General features: G+C 34.2%; 14 protein-coding genes and 1 tRNA gene. 10 read left to right on the top strand and 5 right to left on the bottom strand.

From position 1 onward, the window contains the following. Positions 1-380 precede the first annotated feature (380 nt). Positions 381-2324 carry a fructose-1,6-bisphosphatase gene (locus FYJ58_RS08830; RefSeq protein ID WP_154519371.1) on the top strand — a complete coding sequence of 648 codons (1944 nt, stop codon included), beginning with the start codon at positions 381-383 and terminating at the stop codon, positions 2322-2324. A gap of 64 nt (positions 2325-2388) precedes the next feature. Here FYJ58_RS08830 and FYJ58_RS08825 read toward each other — a convergent pair whose 3' ends face one another. Further along, entirely contained in the window at positions 2389-3387 is a 999-nt protein-coding gene (locus FYJ58_RS08825; RefSeq protein ID WP_154519370.1) for a P1 family peptidase, read from the bottom strand. Positions 3388-3406: 19 nt separating this feature from the next. Next, positions 3407-4015 (bottom strand): ECF transporter S component, encoded by a 609-nt coding sequence (locus tag FYJ58_RS08820; protein WP_154519369.1) that lies wholly within the window; start codon positions 4013-4015, stop codon positions 3407-3409. Between the two features lie 71 nt (positions 4016-4086). On the opposite strand from FYJ58_RS08820, the gene FYJ58_RS08815 reads away from it, so the two are divergent. The 9 genes from FYJ58_RS08815 (at position 4087) to mgtE (ending at position 13821) form a co-directional block, all read left to right on the top strand. Further along, entirely contained in the window at positions 4087-4239 is a 153-nt protein-coding gene (locus tag FYJ58_RS08815) for a hypothetical protein (RefSeq protein ID WP_154519368.1), read from the top strand. Positions 4240-4342: 103 nt separating this feature from the next. Then, complete coding sequence (locus FYJ58_RS08810) at positions 4343-6361, top strand: methyl-accepting chemotaxis protein (RefSeq protein ID WP_154519367.1); 2019 nt, start codon at positions 4343-4345, stop codon at positions 6359-6361. Between the two features lie 76 nt (positions 6362-6437). Further along, positions 6438-6508: transfer RNA gene (locus FYJ58_RS08805), tRNA-Cys, on the top strand. A gap of 249 nt (positions 6509-6757) precedes the next feature. Next, a complete protein-coding gene (locus tag FYJ58_RS08800) occupies positions 6758-7426 on the top strand; it encodes a response regulator transcription factor (RefSeq protein ID WP_154519366.1) in 669 nt (222 codons plus the stop codon). A 21-nt stretch (positions 7427-7447) separates the two neighbouring features. Then, entirely contained in the window at positions 7448-8926 is a 1479-nt protein-coding gene (locus FYJ58_RS08795) for a sensor histidine kinase (protein WP_154519365.1), read from the top strand. 85 nt (positions 8927-9011) lie between these two features. After that, positions 9012-10403 carry a polysaccharide pyruvyl transferase family protein gene (locus tag FYJ58_RS08790; protein WP_154519364.1) on the top strand — a complete coding sequence of 464 codons (1392 nt, stop codon included), beginning with the start codon at positions 9012-9014 and terminating at the stop codon, positions 10401-10403. A 192-nt stretch (positions 10404-10595) separates the two neighbouring features. Then, positions 10596-11618: an asparaginase gene (locus FYJ58_RS08785; protein WP_154519363.1), complete on the top strand. Its 1023-nt coding sequence runs from the start codon at positions 10596-10598 to the stop codon at positions 11616-11618. 18 nt (positions 11619-11636) lie between these two features. Next, entirely contained in the window at positions 11637-12464 is an 828-nt protein-coding gene (locus FYJ58_RS08780) for an HAD family hydrolase (protein ID WP_205839210.1), read from the top strand. A gap of 25 nt (positions 12465-12489) precedes the next feature. Next, on the top strand, positions 12490-13821 hold the full coding sequence (gene mgtE / locus FYJ58_RS08775; protein ID WP_154519361.1) for a magnesium transporter: 1332 nt from the start codon (positions 12490-12492) through the stop codon (positions 13819-13821). A gap of 41 nt (positions 13822-13862) precedes the next feature. On the opposite strand, the gene FYJ58_RS08770 is transcribed toward mgtE, so the two are convergent. From FYJ58_RS08770 to FYJ58_RS08760, 3 genes are read right to left on the bottom strand one after another with little or no spacing between them, the layout of a single operon-like run. Then, positions 13863-14519 carry an ABC-2 transporter permease gene (locus FYJ58_RS08770; RefSeq protein WP_154519360.1) on the bottom strand — a complete coding sequence of 219 codons (657 nt, stop codon included), beginning with the start codon at positions 14517-14519 and terminating at the stop codon, positions 13863-13865. Then, positions 14516-15382 carry an ABC transporter ATP-binding protein gene (locus FYJ58_RS08765; RefSeq protein WP_154519359.1) on the bottom strand — a complete coding sequence of 289 codons (867 nt, stop codon included), beginning with the start codon at positions 15380-15382 and terminating at the stop codon, positions 14516-14518. Before FYJ58_RS08765 ends, FYJ58_RS08770 begins: the two co-directional genes overlap by 4 nt. Before the next feature lie 38 nt (positions 15383-15420). Continuing rightward, positions 15421-15798, bottom strand: coding sequence for a GntR family transcriptional regulator (locus FYJ58_RS08760; RefSeq protein WP_154519358.1), 378 nt, complete (start codon positions 15796-15798; stop codon positions 15421-15423). Positions 15799-15905: the final 107 nt, after the last annotated feature.

Raw genomic sequence — 15905 nt, 5'->3', positions numbered from 1 at the left:
TGGAATTTTGGTCGAGGACATTATATCAAAAATGGGAGGTAAATGCTCTTTTTATTTGCAAACCTCCAATAAATTAAGGTTTTAAAAGAATTTTTAAAATAAAATACGGGTAGTTTTTGACACTACCCAATGAATACTGGGAGCAAAAGATATGTGAAATTGAGCAAATTTTTCAAAATAGGAATAAACCTTATAAAAATTACTTTTTTCATGAACAAATAAAAAAATAATCAAAGAATAATTTGTCTAAAAAATGACATTTATTGCTCAAATCAGGTTATGATGGTATTCTTATTATTAGATGGTTAAACAATATTGAAAAAAAAATATGAAAAGCAAATCATCTAATATAATGAAAGAAGGTAAACCTGAGGGAAGTTATGGAAAAAAGATATCTTGAATTATTAGCGAAGGAATATCCCAATATTGAATCGGCAGCAACTGAAATTATAAATTTAAATGCAATACAGTGTCTGCCAAAGGGGACAGAATATTTTTTCAGTGACTTACATGGGGAATATGAAGCATTTATTCATTTATTGAAAAGTGCCTCTGGGGTAATACGAACAAAAATTGACGATTTGTTCGGTAAAACGATTTCAAAAAAAGATAGAATTCAATTGGCTGAGTTAATCTATTATCCGGAAAGACAGTTGAGAGAAATTACACTAGAAGGAGAAGCATTGGAGGACTGGCAGCGTATTACGATTTATCGTTTGGTTCAAGTGTGCAAAAAAGCTTCTTCCAAGTATACAAGGTCGAAAGTTCGAAAAAAAATGCCGGCGGAGTATGCTTATATTTTAGATGAACTGCTTCACGCAGATGAAAGTGTAGATAAAGAATATTATTATCAGTCAATTATTCAATCAATTGTTGATATGGGTAGTACCGATACTTTTATTACTGCGATTTGTACATTGATTCAGGAGTTATGCATTGACCGGCTTCATATTATTGGAGATATCTATGACAGAGGACCCAGACCGGATATTATCATGAATGAGTTGGAATCTTTTCATGACGTGGATATTCAGTGGGGAAACCATGACATATCGTGGATGGGTGCAGCCAGTGGCAATCGTGCGTTAATTGCAAATGTTGTCCGTATGGCAATTCATTATAACAATTTTGACTTAATAGAAGATGGGTATGGAATTAGTTTGAGGGCGCTTGCGACATTTGCTTCGGAGGTTTATCGAAAAGATGTGTGTGCGTTATTTGTGCCTTATGTCTGGGATGAGAATAAGTATGCCCCGGTCAGCTTAGAACTTGCTGCTAAAATGCACAAAGCGATTACAATTATCCAGTTTAAACTGGAAGGACAGTTGATAGAAAAGCATCCGGAGTATCAGATGGATGACAGAGCATTATTAGGGAAGATTGATTATAAAAAGGGTGTTCTTTGTTTAGACGGAAAAGAATATGAGCTAAAAGATACAAAATTTCCAACGGTTAATCCAAAAAAGCCATTTGAACTGACGAAAGAAGAAGAACAGCTAATTGAAGTATTAGAAGGAGCATTTAAACATAGTAAAATACTTCATAAACATATTCATTTCTTATATTCTCATGGTGCGATGTATAAATGTGTTAATAATAATCTTTTGTACCACGGATGTATCCCTATGACAAAAGATGGTACATTAGAAGAGGTTGAGTTTTATGGAGAAAAATATAAGGGAAAAGATTTGCTTGACTATTTGAATGATAAAGTAAATGAGGCTTATTTTGGAGAAGAAGGAAGCAGGGAAAAAGAAGATGCCAGTGATTTTATGTGGTATCTGTGGTGTGGAAGCAAGTCACCTGTATTTGGAAAGAGTAAGCTGGCTTGTTTTGAGCAGTATTTTTTGATGGAAGAAGAGGCAAAAAAAGAGCGTTATAATCCATATTATATGCTTAGCAGTAAAGAAGAAATTTGTAATTTGATTTTTGATGATTTTGGTATGGATAAGAAATCTGCACATATAATCAATGGGCATGTTCCAGTAAAAATGAAAGACGGGGAAAGTCCGATAAAAGCGAATGGAAAATTGTTTGTTATTGATGGAGGCATTTCAAAAGCATATCAGTCTAAAACAGGAATTGCGGGATATACATTAATCTACAATTCCAGAACATTAAATCTGGCAGAGCATAAGCCATTTGTGTCGAATCCTAAGGAAGAACTACATAAGCAAACACCAAAGGTAAGCATTATTGAACGGATGAGTCCTAGAGTTACAGTTGCAAACACGGATATTGGAAAGGAACTTAGTAAGCAGGTAGAAGACCTCCAGGAGTTGATTAAGGCATATAAAGAAGGTGCTATTAAAGAAGTGTTTTGATAGATATCTCTAAAGTAGATGTGGGAAATAACCAGAATCTACTTTAGAGGTATTTTTTCTTATTTTATTTTTTCTGCATCTGAGAAGCTGTTTTTAAACCATAAGCAGGTGTTGCAGTTAATACAGCACGTTTAACCGCTTCTGCCATGACGGTTGAAGATAGCGTACCAACTAAATTGAGATCAGCATTTATCTTACCGGTAGACATTGCATAGATGCTATCACCATCGGCGGTCGTGTGGATGGGGCGAATACTTCTCGCATATCCATTTTGTGCCATTTGAGCAATTTTTGTCATTTCTGTTTTGGTGAAAGAAGCATTTGTTATGATAGCACCAATTGTTGTGTTTCCAGTAAAAAGGTTTTTGGGATTCTGATAGGATTCGTAAAAAGCGGTTTCGCTGTCAAGAAATTCACCGGTTTCCGGATTACAAAGACCAGCTAATTTTTTATTTGTTTTATAATCAAATACATCCCCTAATGCATTGACAGCTACGATTGCACCTACTTTTAAATCGCCTAACTGAACGGCGAAAGTACCAAGCCCGGATTTCATCATACCTTTTTCACCCAAAAATTTTCCAACAGTTGCGCCTGTTCCTGCACCGTGATTTCCCTCTAAACCTAGAATTGCCTCTTTGGGAGAATGTTTGGAGCGATTCCATGCATCTTCACAAGCTTTGTATCCCATCGCCTTGTCGGGGCGAACTTTATGATTGGCAACGGTTAAATCGAATAGACAGGACGTAGATACAATGGGAACTTTTGTAATTCCAACAGGAAAGCCAATATCCTTTTCCTCTAAAAATTCCATAACACCACCAGCGGCATCTAGACCAAATGCACTTCCACCACTTAATAAAATTGCATGAATTCCATCGTTGGCAGCAGTTGGGTTTAACAGGGCGGTTTCTCTGGAAGCGGGTCCGCCACCACGAATATCAACACCGGTTGGAGAGCCGTGGTCTGCCAATATAACTGTACAGCCGGTTGCATTTTTCTCATCTTCTGCATTTCCAATTTTTATATGTTCTATTTCTGTAATGAATATTTCTTGTATCATGTGTTTTACCTCGTTAAAATTAATTTGTTTTTAAGCTTCTTGTATAAGTAAGTAAAGGAATACATACCGCACTGCAAATAATAACTGCGGAAAGCATTTCCAAAAGTCCGTTTACTCCTATTACAGTTAAGAAGATTCCTTTCAACACCTCTGTAAAATTCATGTCTGTAAAGAACATAAAGTAAAGGCATGATAACACAAGAATAGTGTGAATCATAGTTGAAAGGGCAGCACTAAGTGCCAGCCGTATATAAGGTTTTTTTATTACTTTCTGGAACTTTGAATAAAATACAGATGGTACGATTCCTAATATAACACGTGGAATGATACACATAATAAAAGATTGGGCGGGTAATCCGGATACGATTGGAGAAAACATCATATCGACAGGAGTTGCACCGCGCAGAGTTGCATTTGTCATACTGATGATTCCAAACGTTAAGCCTAGTAATCCGCCATAGAATGGTCCCATAAGGATAGAACCGATAATAACTGGGATATGTAATATGGTGATGGATACAACACCATAGTTGATAAATCCCAACTGAGTTGCTGTGAGTATTACCAAAATTGCAATAAGCATGGCTAATTGAACCATTTGTGTAACCTCAAAATTTTTTTTCTTCATATTAAAATCCTCCTGCTATTGTTCTTAAAAAGATACAATGCAAATATCATTACAGGTTGTATTATAAAAGAATGGCAAAGAATTGTCAATTTGGTGCAGAGGTGCTTATTTATGTAGCACAAGGTGCGAATCGGGTAGTTGTTGCAAAATATGAAGAAAATAAACAAAACTTCACGAAAAGAAATAATTTAGACTTAAAATTTAAAAAAATAAAAATTAAGTAAAAAAATCATGTATAACAATTGCATTTTTTTCTATTACAGTATAAAATGAATATAACTATAACAATCAGATAATACCTATGAAGTTAAAGCTAGGAGGATATGGATGAATAAGAAAAAAAGTAAGAAAAGAGCTGTTAAACGGGGCGGTATTAAAGGAAAAATGATAGCAGTTCTTTTGCCGTCTACAGTCATAGCACTGCTTGCCATTATTTTGGTTTCATATGGCATGTCCAGAAACAGTTTGCTTAATAAGACAAGCGAGCTTGTAGAAACCGGAGCAGATTCAGCGGTGAATAACATTTCAGGCTGGCTATCTGAATGTATTGCAGGAATGGATACTATAGCTTATACAATTGAAAGCCAGGACATGACTGAAAAAGAAGTAAGAAGCTATTTAGAAAAAATTTTAGGAAAAGATGAGAACTTTCCAGATGGTGTTTACATAGGAATTGAAGACAATAGGCTGATTGATGGAAGTGGATGGAAACCAGATGGAAATCTTACAGAAAGTACTTGGTATAAGAGTGGTCAGGGAAGAGATAAGTTTGGTTTTGATGTCCCTTATGTAGATGACCTTACTGGTGAATATGTTGTTACTGCGACGAAAAAAATTAATGTGCTCGGAAAAAACGCTACAATTGCATGTGATATTCAGCTCGGACGTATTACAGAGGTAATCCAGAATATTAAGATTGCCGAGACCGGCTCTGCATGTGTTATTGATGGTGTCAGTGGGACAATATTAGCAACTCAGAATACAGATGTGGTAGGAAAAACAGCTGAAGAAAGCGGAGAAACTTACTATAAAGAAGTATTTAATGCAATTCAGAATAATAAGCTTAATCCGGAAACTTATAATACAAGTAAAGGTACAAGGCAGATGACGGATATTAAGCAGATTGATGGTACTGATTGGTATGTTGTTGCAAATGTTGATGAACAAGATGCGATTAAGGATTTATTAAAACTTCAGAAAATTTTGTATATCATTGGAGCAATTGCAATTATTGTAATGTGTGTTATTATTGAACGTCTGGTTCATGCAATGTTAAAACCAGTTAAAAATATGACACACTCTATTGTAAATGTTACAAATGGTGATTTTACAGAGGATATTGTTGTAAAAGGAAATGATGAGATTGCTCTCATGGGTAGAAATATGCAGAATTTTATTGTTACAATGCGTGGAACAATAAATACACTAACGAATATTGCAAATGGACTTGATATAAAGGCAAACAACAGTACATCTTTAGCAAGTGAACTTAATGAATCTGCCGGAAGACAATCGGAAGCGATGCAACAGTTAAGCCGTACAGTTGAAGAACTTGTTAAGGCAATTACAGATATTGCAGAGAATGCAACCTCTCTTGCACAGATTGTATCAGATACCAATGATGACGGAGAGTCTGTTGTTGATAATATGACAGTAACAATGGATGCTGCAAATGAAGGACGAAAAGATATGAACCAGGTAAATGAAGCTATGGTTAAAATAGAAGGTTCTATGCAGACATTAGGCGAGTCGATTGGTGAAGTAGGTCAGGCAGCAGTTAAAATTGATGAGATTACAACAACAATCAGCAATATCGCTGAAGAAACAAACTTACTTGCATTGAATGCAAGCATTGAAGCTGCAAGAGCTGGCGATGCAGGAAAAGGATTTGCAGTTGTAGCGAGTGAGATTAAAAAATTGGCAGAAACAAGTGCTTCTGCAGCAGAAGAAATTTCTCAATTAATTAATTCAGTATCTTCTCTAATTAGTACTACGGTTGATCAGAGTCATGAAAATATGGAAGGTATTAAGAAAAGTGCAGGCTTAGTCGATGTTGCCTGCCAGACGTTTGACCGTATTTATGAAAGCCTGAATACGACAAATACAATTGTTGGAAACATGATTCAAAAAGTAAGAGAAGTAGACGATGTAGCTACATCAGTTGCAGCTATTACAGAAGAACAATCTGCAAGTGCAGAGGAAATTGAGGCAACATCGGAAGAGATTACAAATCTTGCAGGAATTGTTGCTGAAAATAGCCAGGCTGTTGAAAATGATGCTTCTGAATTAGCACAAAATGCAAAAGAATTAAAAGAAGAAATTAGTATGTTTAAGACAGAAAAATAAAAAAATAATTACTTGACGAATATTTTTCATATTGCTATACTATAATAGTAAAGAAGGTACGGAACGTACCTTCTATGGCGACTTAGCCAAGTGGTAAGGCAGAGGTCTGCAACACCTTCATCACCAGTTCAAATCTGGTAGTCGCCTTAAAGTGGATTTGCATTCGGTTTATAACGAATGTAAGTACGAACGTGGTTGTTAGAGATGTATTTCAAAAGAAGAATAGTAGTTTACAAAATCCCTTATAGCTAAAAAGCTATAAGGGATTTTTAAGGATTATAGAAAACTATTTGAAAAAATTTGTCGATTGACAAGAGAGTGCCATATTTTGTTTATATGTTGTAAGAAAAAGGAATAGCAAATAACTTTTATACAAATGGAAATGACGGTGAGAATTTGAGAAAGACGATTTTTGTAATAGAGGATGAAGAAAAACTGCGAAAAACGATAGTTGATTATTTAAAAATGAATGATTATGAAATTATTCAGGCAGAAGATGGAAAACAAGCATTGGATTTGTATTATGAAAATAATACTCGAATTGATTTGATTTTATTGGATGTTATGCTTCCCTACTATAATGGCTTTGAAGTACTAGAAGAGATTCGTACAATATCGGATACGCCTGTTATTTTTTTAACTGCAAAGGATGGAGAAAACGATCAGCTACGAGGATTTAACCAAGGGGCGGATGATTATATTACTAAGCCATTTTTGTTATCTGTATTAAAGGCAAGAATTGAAGTCATATTTAAACGGCTTATGAAAAATGAACTATGGAGGGAAAAAGGAAATCTAAGAATTGAAGAAGAGAGCCGGAAAGTTTTTTTAGATAAACAAGAAGTAAGTCTGACGCCAAAAGAATATGATTTGCTTTACTATTTTATAGAAAATGAAAATATTGTACTGACAAGAAGTCAGATATTAGATGCTGTTTGGGGGCTTGACTATGATGGTGGAGAACGAACAGTAGATACAGTAATTAAACAGCTTCGAATTAAACTGGGGAAAGAGAATCCTTACATTCAGTCAATTTATGGTGTTGGCTATCGCTTTGAGGTATAGAGAAAAAAAGAGGAATTTAATATGGGAAAAACAATTAAAAGCCGTCTTGTGCTTATGGAAGTATTTATATTAGTGTTTATCGTTGGCATTTTTAGTTTATTTTACTTCTTTTTTGCAGATAGTTATTATATTTATAAGAAATCTGAATTAATGGAGAAGGCATTTGAGCAGATACATTCTTTAAAATTTCCGGATTATTTTGAAAATATGGACTTAAATGAAAATTTTTTTATAAAATATGAAGAAGAAAATTTTAAGTTCTTAATTGCCGATGAAGAGTTTCAGGCATTGTATTATACACAAAGTGATATTAACCCGAACAGGGATAAAAGACGGGCGTTTGAATGGATGAAAGAGCGGAAGAATTCCTTTGAACCGGAAGGAAAGGTGAAAGCTGAGATAAGAGATGGAAGAGGGGAAGTTAAAAAATTAAGTCTTTCAGGAATTATTGAATCAAAAGGAAGGAATTATTATATCTATATTAGTGAGATGACCTATATTGCTGAAAAAAGTGTCACATATGCCAAAAATCTTACTATAATAGCTATGGTTTTTGCAGTTTTAACAGGAAGTCTTATTTTTTATTTTGCCGCAGATAAGATTACAAAACCAATTATTGAAATTGATAAAGTAGCAAATGCAGTTGCGGCAAAAGATTTTACAGTTAAAGTAGAGGGAAATATGAGATATGCAGAATTGGAGCGACTTGCAGAAAGTGTTAATTCGATGGCCTCGCAAATTCAGGAATATATTCAGGAGCTGGAAAAATATAATCGTTCCTTAGTAAAAGAAAATGAATATAAAACAGAATTAGAATTGATGAGAAAACAGTTTGTAAATAATGTGTCACATGAATTAAAAACACCGCTTGCGATTATTTCAGGTCAGGTTGAAATGCTTTCTTATGTAACGGAAGAGAATAAAAAGGAATATTACTATAATTCAATTATTGAAGAAGTAAATGAAATGAGTGAAATGCTTAACAGTATGCTTACTATTTTTTCAATGGAGCATGGAATGGAGGAGATGGAGCTGGCCCCTCTTAACCTTAGCCGGGTTATTTGCAAATTAATTGAGCGTTATGAAATTATGTTTCAACAAAAGGGAATTAAGTGCGAAAGAATAGTAGAAGAAAACTGTTTTGTTATGGCAAACGAAAAGTATATTACACAAGCAATTACAAATTTTGTAATGAATGCTTATAAACATACACAGAAAGGAAGACGTATAAAAATAGGAGTTCATTCCAATAATAAAAATGTTTATGTGTTTGTTTATAATGATGGAGAAACGATTCCGGAAGAAGAAAAAGATAAAATATGGAATAGTTTTTATAGGGGAACGGAAGAGAAGAAAAAAGGAATACAATATAGTGGAACTGGTTTAGGGCTTTATATTGTAAAAAATATTATAAAGTTTCACTATGGAGAGTGTGGGATTCATAATAAAGAAAATGGGGTAGAATTTTATTTCATTTTAGAACAATTAGTTGATAAATAAAAACATATTTCCATCACAATCCTTTTTTAGAGTATTTTATATGAGTAAAAATGATACATAAAAGAAAAAAGGAGAATGATGACTTTTGAAACGAATTTTAATGCGTGCTGGAATGTCACCATTGGATAATAGAAGCCAATTTGATGTGGTGACACAAAACTTAATTGGCAATAACATGGGAAATATGCTCTTTGTATATAGCATGTTTCGAACTTTAATGACAGAGGACACAGAGATTGACACAATTTTAACGAATAGGGCATATCAGTTAGAAGAAATTGAAAAAATGAATCAGGAGTATGATTATTTTGTAATTCCTCTTGCGAATGCGTTTCGAGATGGATTTATAAAAGAATTAGAATATCTTACGAAGATAGTAAAGAACCTTACGATTCCGTGCATTGTAACTGGGATTGGAATACAAAAAAAGATTGATAGCCCTTTAAATCAGGAGTTTTTATTTAATGAACCTGCAAAAGAATTTATGAAGGCTGTTTTAGAAAAATCTGCACTTGTCGGGGTAAGAGGAGAAATTACGGCAGAATATTTGAAAATCCTTGGTTTTCAGGAAGAAAAAGATTTTACAGTGATTGGATGTCCTTCGATGTATACGTATGGAAAACAGTTGCCTAAACCAAAAAAAAATAATTTGACCGAAGAGTCTGATGTGTGTATTAATTATAAAATTGACTTGCCAAAAATTTTACATCAGACGATAGAAAAAAGTAAAATTCAGCTTCCAAATTATACAATTATTCCGCAGTCAATCGAAGAACTAAGGTTAATGTATGCAGGAGTTCCATATCCGGTAGAAAAACATACATCGGTTCCGAAAAAATATCCGGTTCACATTGCAAGTAAAGATTATAGGAATGATAAAATCCGTGGATTTGTGAATGTACCACAATGGATTCAATATATAAAAGAGTCAGAATTTTCATTTGGAAGCAGAATTCATGGAAATATTGCAGGAGTTCTGGCGGGAACACCAAGTTATATTTTTGTCTATGATGGAAGAATATTGGAACTTGCGAGATATCATAATATTCCACATCAGACAGTAAAACAGATGACAAGCAAGACGGATATTTTTGAGATTTATGCAAAAACTGACTTTAATAGTGTTACTTTGGGGCATGAACAGAGATTCTTTCATTTCCTTCAGTTTTTGGATCAGAATGGTTTAGAAACAATTTATGATAAGAATGGAGAGGCAAAGAAAGTGCCATTTGAAGAAAAACTTGGAAAAATGGAATTAGAACCTCCAATTCGATCTATTTCTTGTGTTTCATGGAAAGAAAGAGAAGAGAGAATGAATCTTTATTATACGTTCTTAGAGAATAAAAAAGAGGACTATAGAAAAACTGTTTTAAACCTTAGAGCAGAAAATAAAGAGTTAAAGAATGAGATAAATACAGTCAAAAAAATGAAAAATCATAGTTTCTATAAACGTTTATTGCGAAAACTGTCATGTTGAGTGAAACAGGATAGATACTATGATTATAACAGAGGATAAAAACCGTTTCCTTTTTTATGAAAGGGCGGTTTTTTAATTTAAATTTTATGTTATCATCTGAGAAAATGATTAAAAAATGAAAAAAATGTGCTATACTAGTAACAGAGAAAATTGCTAGAAAAGTAAGACTAAAAATAAAGATAGAGGTAACATATGAAAAAAAGGCTTTTAATTATCACAACGGGAGGTACACTGGCTTCTTCAAAAGGGGAGGAAGGTTTGGCACCTGAACTAAATAGCACAGAGATTTTTTCCAGCATGGAAGGAATTATGAATTATTATGATGTAGAATTTATGGATTTAATGGCAATTGACAGTTCTAACATGCAGCCGGAGGAATGGAAGCTGATTGCACGGACGGTGTATGAAAAAAGAGAAGATTATCATGGAATGGTTATTATTCATGGTACAGATACAATGGCTTATACGGCTGCGGCGCTGTCTTTTATGTTGCCGAATATTACGATACCGGTTGTGTTGACTGGAAGCCAGCTGTCTATTTTAAATCCAATTGCTGATGCCGTGGAGAATTGCCGGTGTGCTGTTAATATGGCAGGAAGTGGAGTTCCAGGAATTTTTGTTGCATTTAACCGCAAAGTTATTCTTGGAACAAGGGCAAGTAAAGTAAGAACAATTAGCTTTGATGCCTTTGAAAGTATTAATTATCCCTATATAGGGGTTGTAAATTCAAATGGTCTTGATATTAATCGCTACGCATTGAAAAGGACGCATCGACGATTTGAATTAAAAGATAAGTTATCAACGAAGGTTTTTTTGCTAAAGCTGGTTCCGGGAACAAATCCGGATATTTTTGAGCATTTATATCAAATGGGATATGAAGGTGTTGTAGTTGAAGCATTTGGAATTGGTGGAATGCACTTTAAAAAGAGAAATCTTCCGGAAGCAATCAAAAATGTGATTGAAAAAGGGATGACAGTTGTAGTTGGAAGTCAGTGTCTTTATGAGGGAAGTAATTTGTCCGTTTATCAGGCAGGACAGAAAATATTAAAGCAAGGGGCTTTGCCATGTAATGATATGACAACAGAGGCAGCTGTTACAAAACTAATGTGGGTACTTGGGCAGACATCAGATAAAAAAGAGATTGAGTCATTGTTTTTGAAAAATCTTGCAGGTGAGATAACTGTTCCAAAGAGAAAGAAAAATGAATACCATTAAAAGTGAGGGATAATGGGCATGAGTCAAAAAACGAGAAACATAAAGTTAATTTGTTCTGATATTGATGGCACATTAGTGCCGGATGGTACAAGCGAAATCAACAAAGAGGTCTTTGATGTAATTCTTGCATTAAAAGAAAAAGGGATTATATTTGCAGCAGCTAGCGGAAGACAATATGAGAGTATTCGGAATCTGTTTGAAAGAATTGCAAATGATATTATTATTATATCAGAAAATGGAAATCTTGTGATGTGTCGTGGTGAAGTAATGGCAAGAACGGAAATTTTAAAGGAAGATGTGCAGGATATAAAGAAAAGAATTGACGCAATTGAGAACTGTCAGTTGTTGCTTTCCGGAGTAAAGACAACTTATATCAGACGAGCAGACAGGGAGTTATATAGATTGATGAAGGAAGGTTATCACTACGATATTACATTGGTGGATGATTTTGATGAGGTAGACGATACAATTATTAAAATGAGTTTGTTTCAAAAAGATGGAAGAGCAGAAGAGGTTGCAGGAGAAGAATTCATGGATTATTGGAGTGTACATCCAAGGATCTCAGCGGTATGCGCAGGAAAAGAGTGGATTGATTTATTTGATAAAGATGGAAATAAGGGAAATGCAGTAGAACAAATTCAAAAAATTATGGGGATAAAAGTTTCTGAAACAATGGTGTTTGGGGATAACTTGAATGATATCGAGATGTTACACCGTGCCGAATACAGCTATGCGGTTGGCAATGCAAGAGAAGAAGTACAACGGGAAGCGAACTATATTGCCGACACAAATGTGAATGATGGTGTGTTGAAGGAATTAAAGAAGCTTTTAGCTGAACTGGACTAGGGGAAAATGCAAAGGAGGCTGTCCAATGAAAGAACGGATTAATAAATTGCTGGAACAGAAAAAATATGCAGAACTGGGGAAACTGTTAAAAGATATGGAACCGGTTGACATAATACTTTTATTGGAGGATGCTTCGGATGAAGAATTACTTTGTCTTTATCGAATATTACCAAAAGAATTAGCGGCAGAAGTATTTGTTGAAATGGACGGAGATGTCCAAGAACATTTGATTCAGGCATTTAGCGATAGAGAGCTAAAGGATTTTATGGATGAAATTTTTTTAGATGATGCAGTTGATATTATTGAAGAGATGCCGGCAAATGTAGTAAAAAGAATCTTAAGGCATACGGCACCTGACATGAGAAAGGTGATCAACGAGGTGCTAAAATATCCAAAAGATTGTGCCGGAAGTATTATGACAATTGAATATGTGGATTTGAAAAAAACGATGACGGTAGATGAAGCATTTCAAAGGATTCGAAAAACGGGTGTAGATAAGGAAACAATTTATACCTGTTATGTAACTGCGGAAGACAGAAAATTAATTGGACTTGTGTCAGTTCGAACCTTGTTGTTATCAGATAAAGCAAGTAAAATTGAAGATATTATGGAAACAAGCTATATTTATGTGGAAACTTTAGAAGATAAAGAAGAGGTTGGAAAAAAATTTGATAAGTATGGTTTTCTTGCGATACCTGTTGTTGATAAAGAACATCGTTTAGTTGGGATTGTTACTTTTGACGATGCGATGGACGTCATCAAAGAAGAGGCAAAAGAAGATTTTGAAATTATGGCTGCAATGAGTCCGAGTGAAGATTCCTATTTTAAGACATCTGTCTGGAAACATGCGAAGAATCGTATTTTCTGGCTTTTGTTTTTAATGTTATCTGCAACGGTAACCGGTGCAATTATAACAAAGTATGAGGCAGCATTTGCAGCAATTCCATTACTTGTGTCTTTTGTGCCGATGATAATGGGAACTGGTGGAAACTGTGGTTCTCAAAGCTCTACCATGGTGATTCGTGGTCTGGCAGTGGATGAGATTCGGTTAAAGGATTTTCCAAAGGTTATATTTAAAGAGGCAAGAATTGCTCTTATTGTGGGTTCTTGTCTTGCGATTGTAAATGGAGTGAGAATCTGGCTATTTTATCATAATCTTACAATTGCTCTTGTTTTGGGACTTACTTTAATGGGAACTATTCTTTTGGCGAAGTGTCTTGGCTGTGTGTTGCCTATGATTGCAAAAAAAATTAATCTGGATCCTGCTATTATGGCCGCACCGCTGATTTCTACGTTAGTTGATAGTTGTTCATTAATTATTTATTTTAATATTGCGATGTGGATTATGGGATTATAAGAGAAAGACAGGAGGTAGTGTTTACCGCCTGTCTTTCTCTGCTAATATTCTTTTTTAGAAAAAATTTTGCAAGTAATGAAGCAGGATAAGGCGAGGAATAGCATAATAAGAATAGGAATAGTAATAAAAAGCAGCGAAGATATACGATCAAAAAATTCATTGAGCTGTTGCTCGGTTGGAAGTACAGAAACAGGAAGTAGTTTTGCTCCCATAAGTACTATAATTACGGGAACAAGAAATATAGCAACTGAAGTAAAACGGCTTTTTTCAACTCCAAGTTTAACGGTGATTGGAATGATAAGGCTGATGTAAAAAGCACTTAATACTAAAGAAACTACAAGGTTAGTTGTTATATCGGTAATTGGAATTGTCTGTTCTTTTATAATATAAAAGGAAAGCATAGAAAACAATGAAATCAGCGTACCGATTACCATAAATAGTAAAGAAAGAATATACTTGCTATAGATAAAATCATTTCTCTTAATAGGCAGAGTAAGGGCATATTCATTCCATTTGGCAGCTTCATCATAAGCAAAACTGCTAACGACAACCATGACAAATAAAAGGCTGGTAAAGCTTCCAAGGAAAAGCGGTTCATTTATGGTATAACCCCAAATTACGTATATTATAATAACTCCGAGCAGAGTCCGCAGATATTTTTTTAAATTTAGTAAGTCCTTTATAATTAATCCTGTCATAGCAATTGCTCCTTTCCATAGTAAAGCATGATATCCTCCAAAGAAACACGGTCAATTATATAATTTTTATATTGTTCTAGCATATTGGGTTCCAGTTCGATTAATACATCGCAGGCAAAACGGTTTTCATGAATACCTCGGATAATGGAAGAATCCAGTTCGGTAAGGGATTCTTTGGAACAATGGAAAATATGGAAGTTTTCCAGTAATTCATCTTTTGTTTTGGAAAGAATTATTTTTCCTTCATGGACAAATGTTATATAGTCACAGATTCTTTCCAAATCGGATGTGATATGAGAAGAAATTAAAATAGAATGTTCCTCATCTTGTATAAAATCAAGAAAAACATCTAAGATTTCATTTCTTACTACGGGGTCAAGTCCACTTGTGGCTTCGTCAAGAAGCAGTAACTTTGGTTCATGAGCTAAAGCAACAGAAATATTAAATTTCATCTTCATACCGCGTGAAAATTCTTTGATAAATTTGTTTTCAGGAATCTGGAACTTTTTTATGTATTGAAAAAATAACTCTTGATTCCAGTTAGGATAAATTTTGTTCATAAATCGGTTTACACCTTTGGCATTTAATAAATCATGAAAATGGTTTTCATCGAAAACAACGCCAACTTGCTGTTTTATTTGTATTTCATTTTCCGGGTCGGAGGCATTCATTCCGAGAATACGAATTTCTCCAGAATCTTTTTTTATAATATTTAATATTGCTTTTATGGTTGTACTTTTTCCGGCTCCATTTTCACCGATAAAGCCCATAATAGAACCTTTTGGAAGTTTTAAATTTACATTGTCTAATAAAAAATCAGAATAATTCTTTACCAAGTTGGATATTTCTAACGCATATTCCATAGTAAAGCCTCCTTTTAGAATCAGTTAATAAATGAGTATTATAAGGTTTCATTGTAAATACTAGTTAATAATTCAAGTATTTCATTTAGTGGAAGATTTCCAAGCTTCGCATGATTTACAGCTTCGCTTAAATGTAATTCTACTTCTTTTAAATGTTCCTCTTTGATTAATTCGAGATTTGTTTTTCCAACGAAGCTTCCTTTCCCAGTGATTGTCTGGATAAAACCGTCCCGTTCCAGCTCTTCGTAAGCTCTTTTGGTTGTAATTACGCTGATACGGAGTTCTTTTGCTAAAAGTCGCATAGAGGGAAGTAAATCACCTTCTTTTAATGTACCGTTTATTATCATTGTTTTTATTTGGGAATAGATTTGTTCGTAAATAGGAGTATTCCCGGTATTGCTTATTATAATATTCATTTGCATGCTCCTTTTTATGACAGAATAGAAGTTTAATATTTCTGGTCATATTGTATATATACTATATACACAATATATCAATTAAAAATGTTGTTGTCAAGTAAAAG

The sequence above is a fragment of the Velocimicrobium porci genome, assembly GCF_009696045.1.
Classification (GTDB): domain Bacteria; phylum Bacillota; class Clostridia; order Lachnospirales; family Lachnospiraceae; genus Velocimicrobium; species Velocimicrobium porci.
This window is presented reverse-complemented; position numbering and strand designations above follow the sequence as displayed.

What these genes read in the sequence shown, in the direction of transcription:
- FYJ58_RS08830 (WP_154519371.1), top strand. Translation starts at nt 381, where the DNA reads ATGGAAAAAAGATATCTTGAATTATTAGCGAAGGAATATCCCAATATT.
- FYJ58_RS08825 (WP_154519370.1), bottom strand. Translation starts at nt 3,387, where the DNA reads ATGATACAAGAAATATTCATTACAGAAATAGAACATATAAAAATTGGA.
- FYJ58_RS08820 (WP_154519369.1), bottom strand. Translation starts at nt 4,015, where the DNA reads ATGAAGAAAAAAAATTTTGAGGTTACACAAATGGTTCAATTAGCCATG.
- FYJ58_RS08815 (WP_154519368.1), top strand. Translation starts at nt 4,087, where the DNA reads ATGGCAAAGAATTGTCAATTTGGTGCAGAGGTGCTTATTTATGTAGCA.
- FYJ58_RS08810 (WP_154519367.1), top strand. Translation starts at nt 4,343, where the DNA reads ATGAATAAGAAAAAAAGTAAGAAAAGAGCTGTTAAACGGGGCGGTATT.
- FYJ58_RS08795 (WP_154519365.1), top strand. Translation starts at nt 7,448, where the DNA reads ATGGGAAAAACAATTAAAAGCCGTCTTGTGCTTATGGAAGTATTTATA.
- FYJ58_RS08785 (WP_154519363.1), top strand. Translation starts at nt 10,596, where the DNA reads ATGAAAAAAAGGCTTTTAATTATCACAACGGGAGGTACACTGGCTTCT.
- FYJ58_RS08780 (WP_205839210.1), top strand. Translation starts at nt 11,637, where the DNA reads ATGAGTCAAAAAACGAGAAACATAAAGTTAATTTGTTCTGATATTGAT.
- mgtE (WP_154519361.1), top strand. Translation starts at nt 12,490, where the DNA reads ATGAAAGAACGGATTAATAAATTGCTGGAACAGAAAAAATATGCAGAA.
- FYJ58_RS08770 (WP_154519360.1), bottom strand. Translation starts at nt 14,519, where the DNA reads ATGACAGGATTAATTATAAAGGACTTACTAAATTTAAAAAAATATCTG.
- FYJ58_RS08765 (WP_154519359.1), bottom strand. Translation starts at nt 15,382, where the DNA reads ATGGAATATGCGTTAGAAATATCCAACTTGGTAAAGAATTATTCTGAT.
- FYJ58_RS08760 (WP_154519358.1), bottom strand. Translation starts at nt 15,798, where the DNA reads ATGAATATTATAATAAGCAATACCGGGAATACTCCTATTTACGAACAA.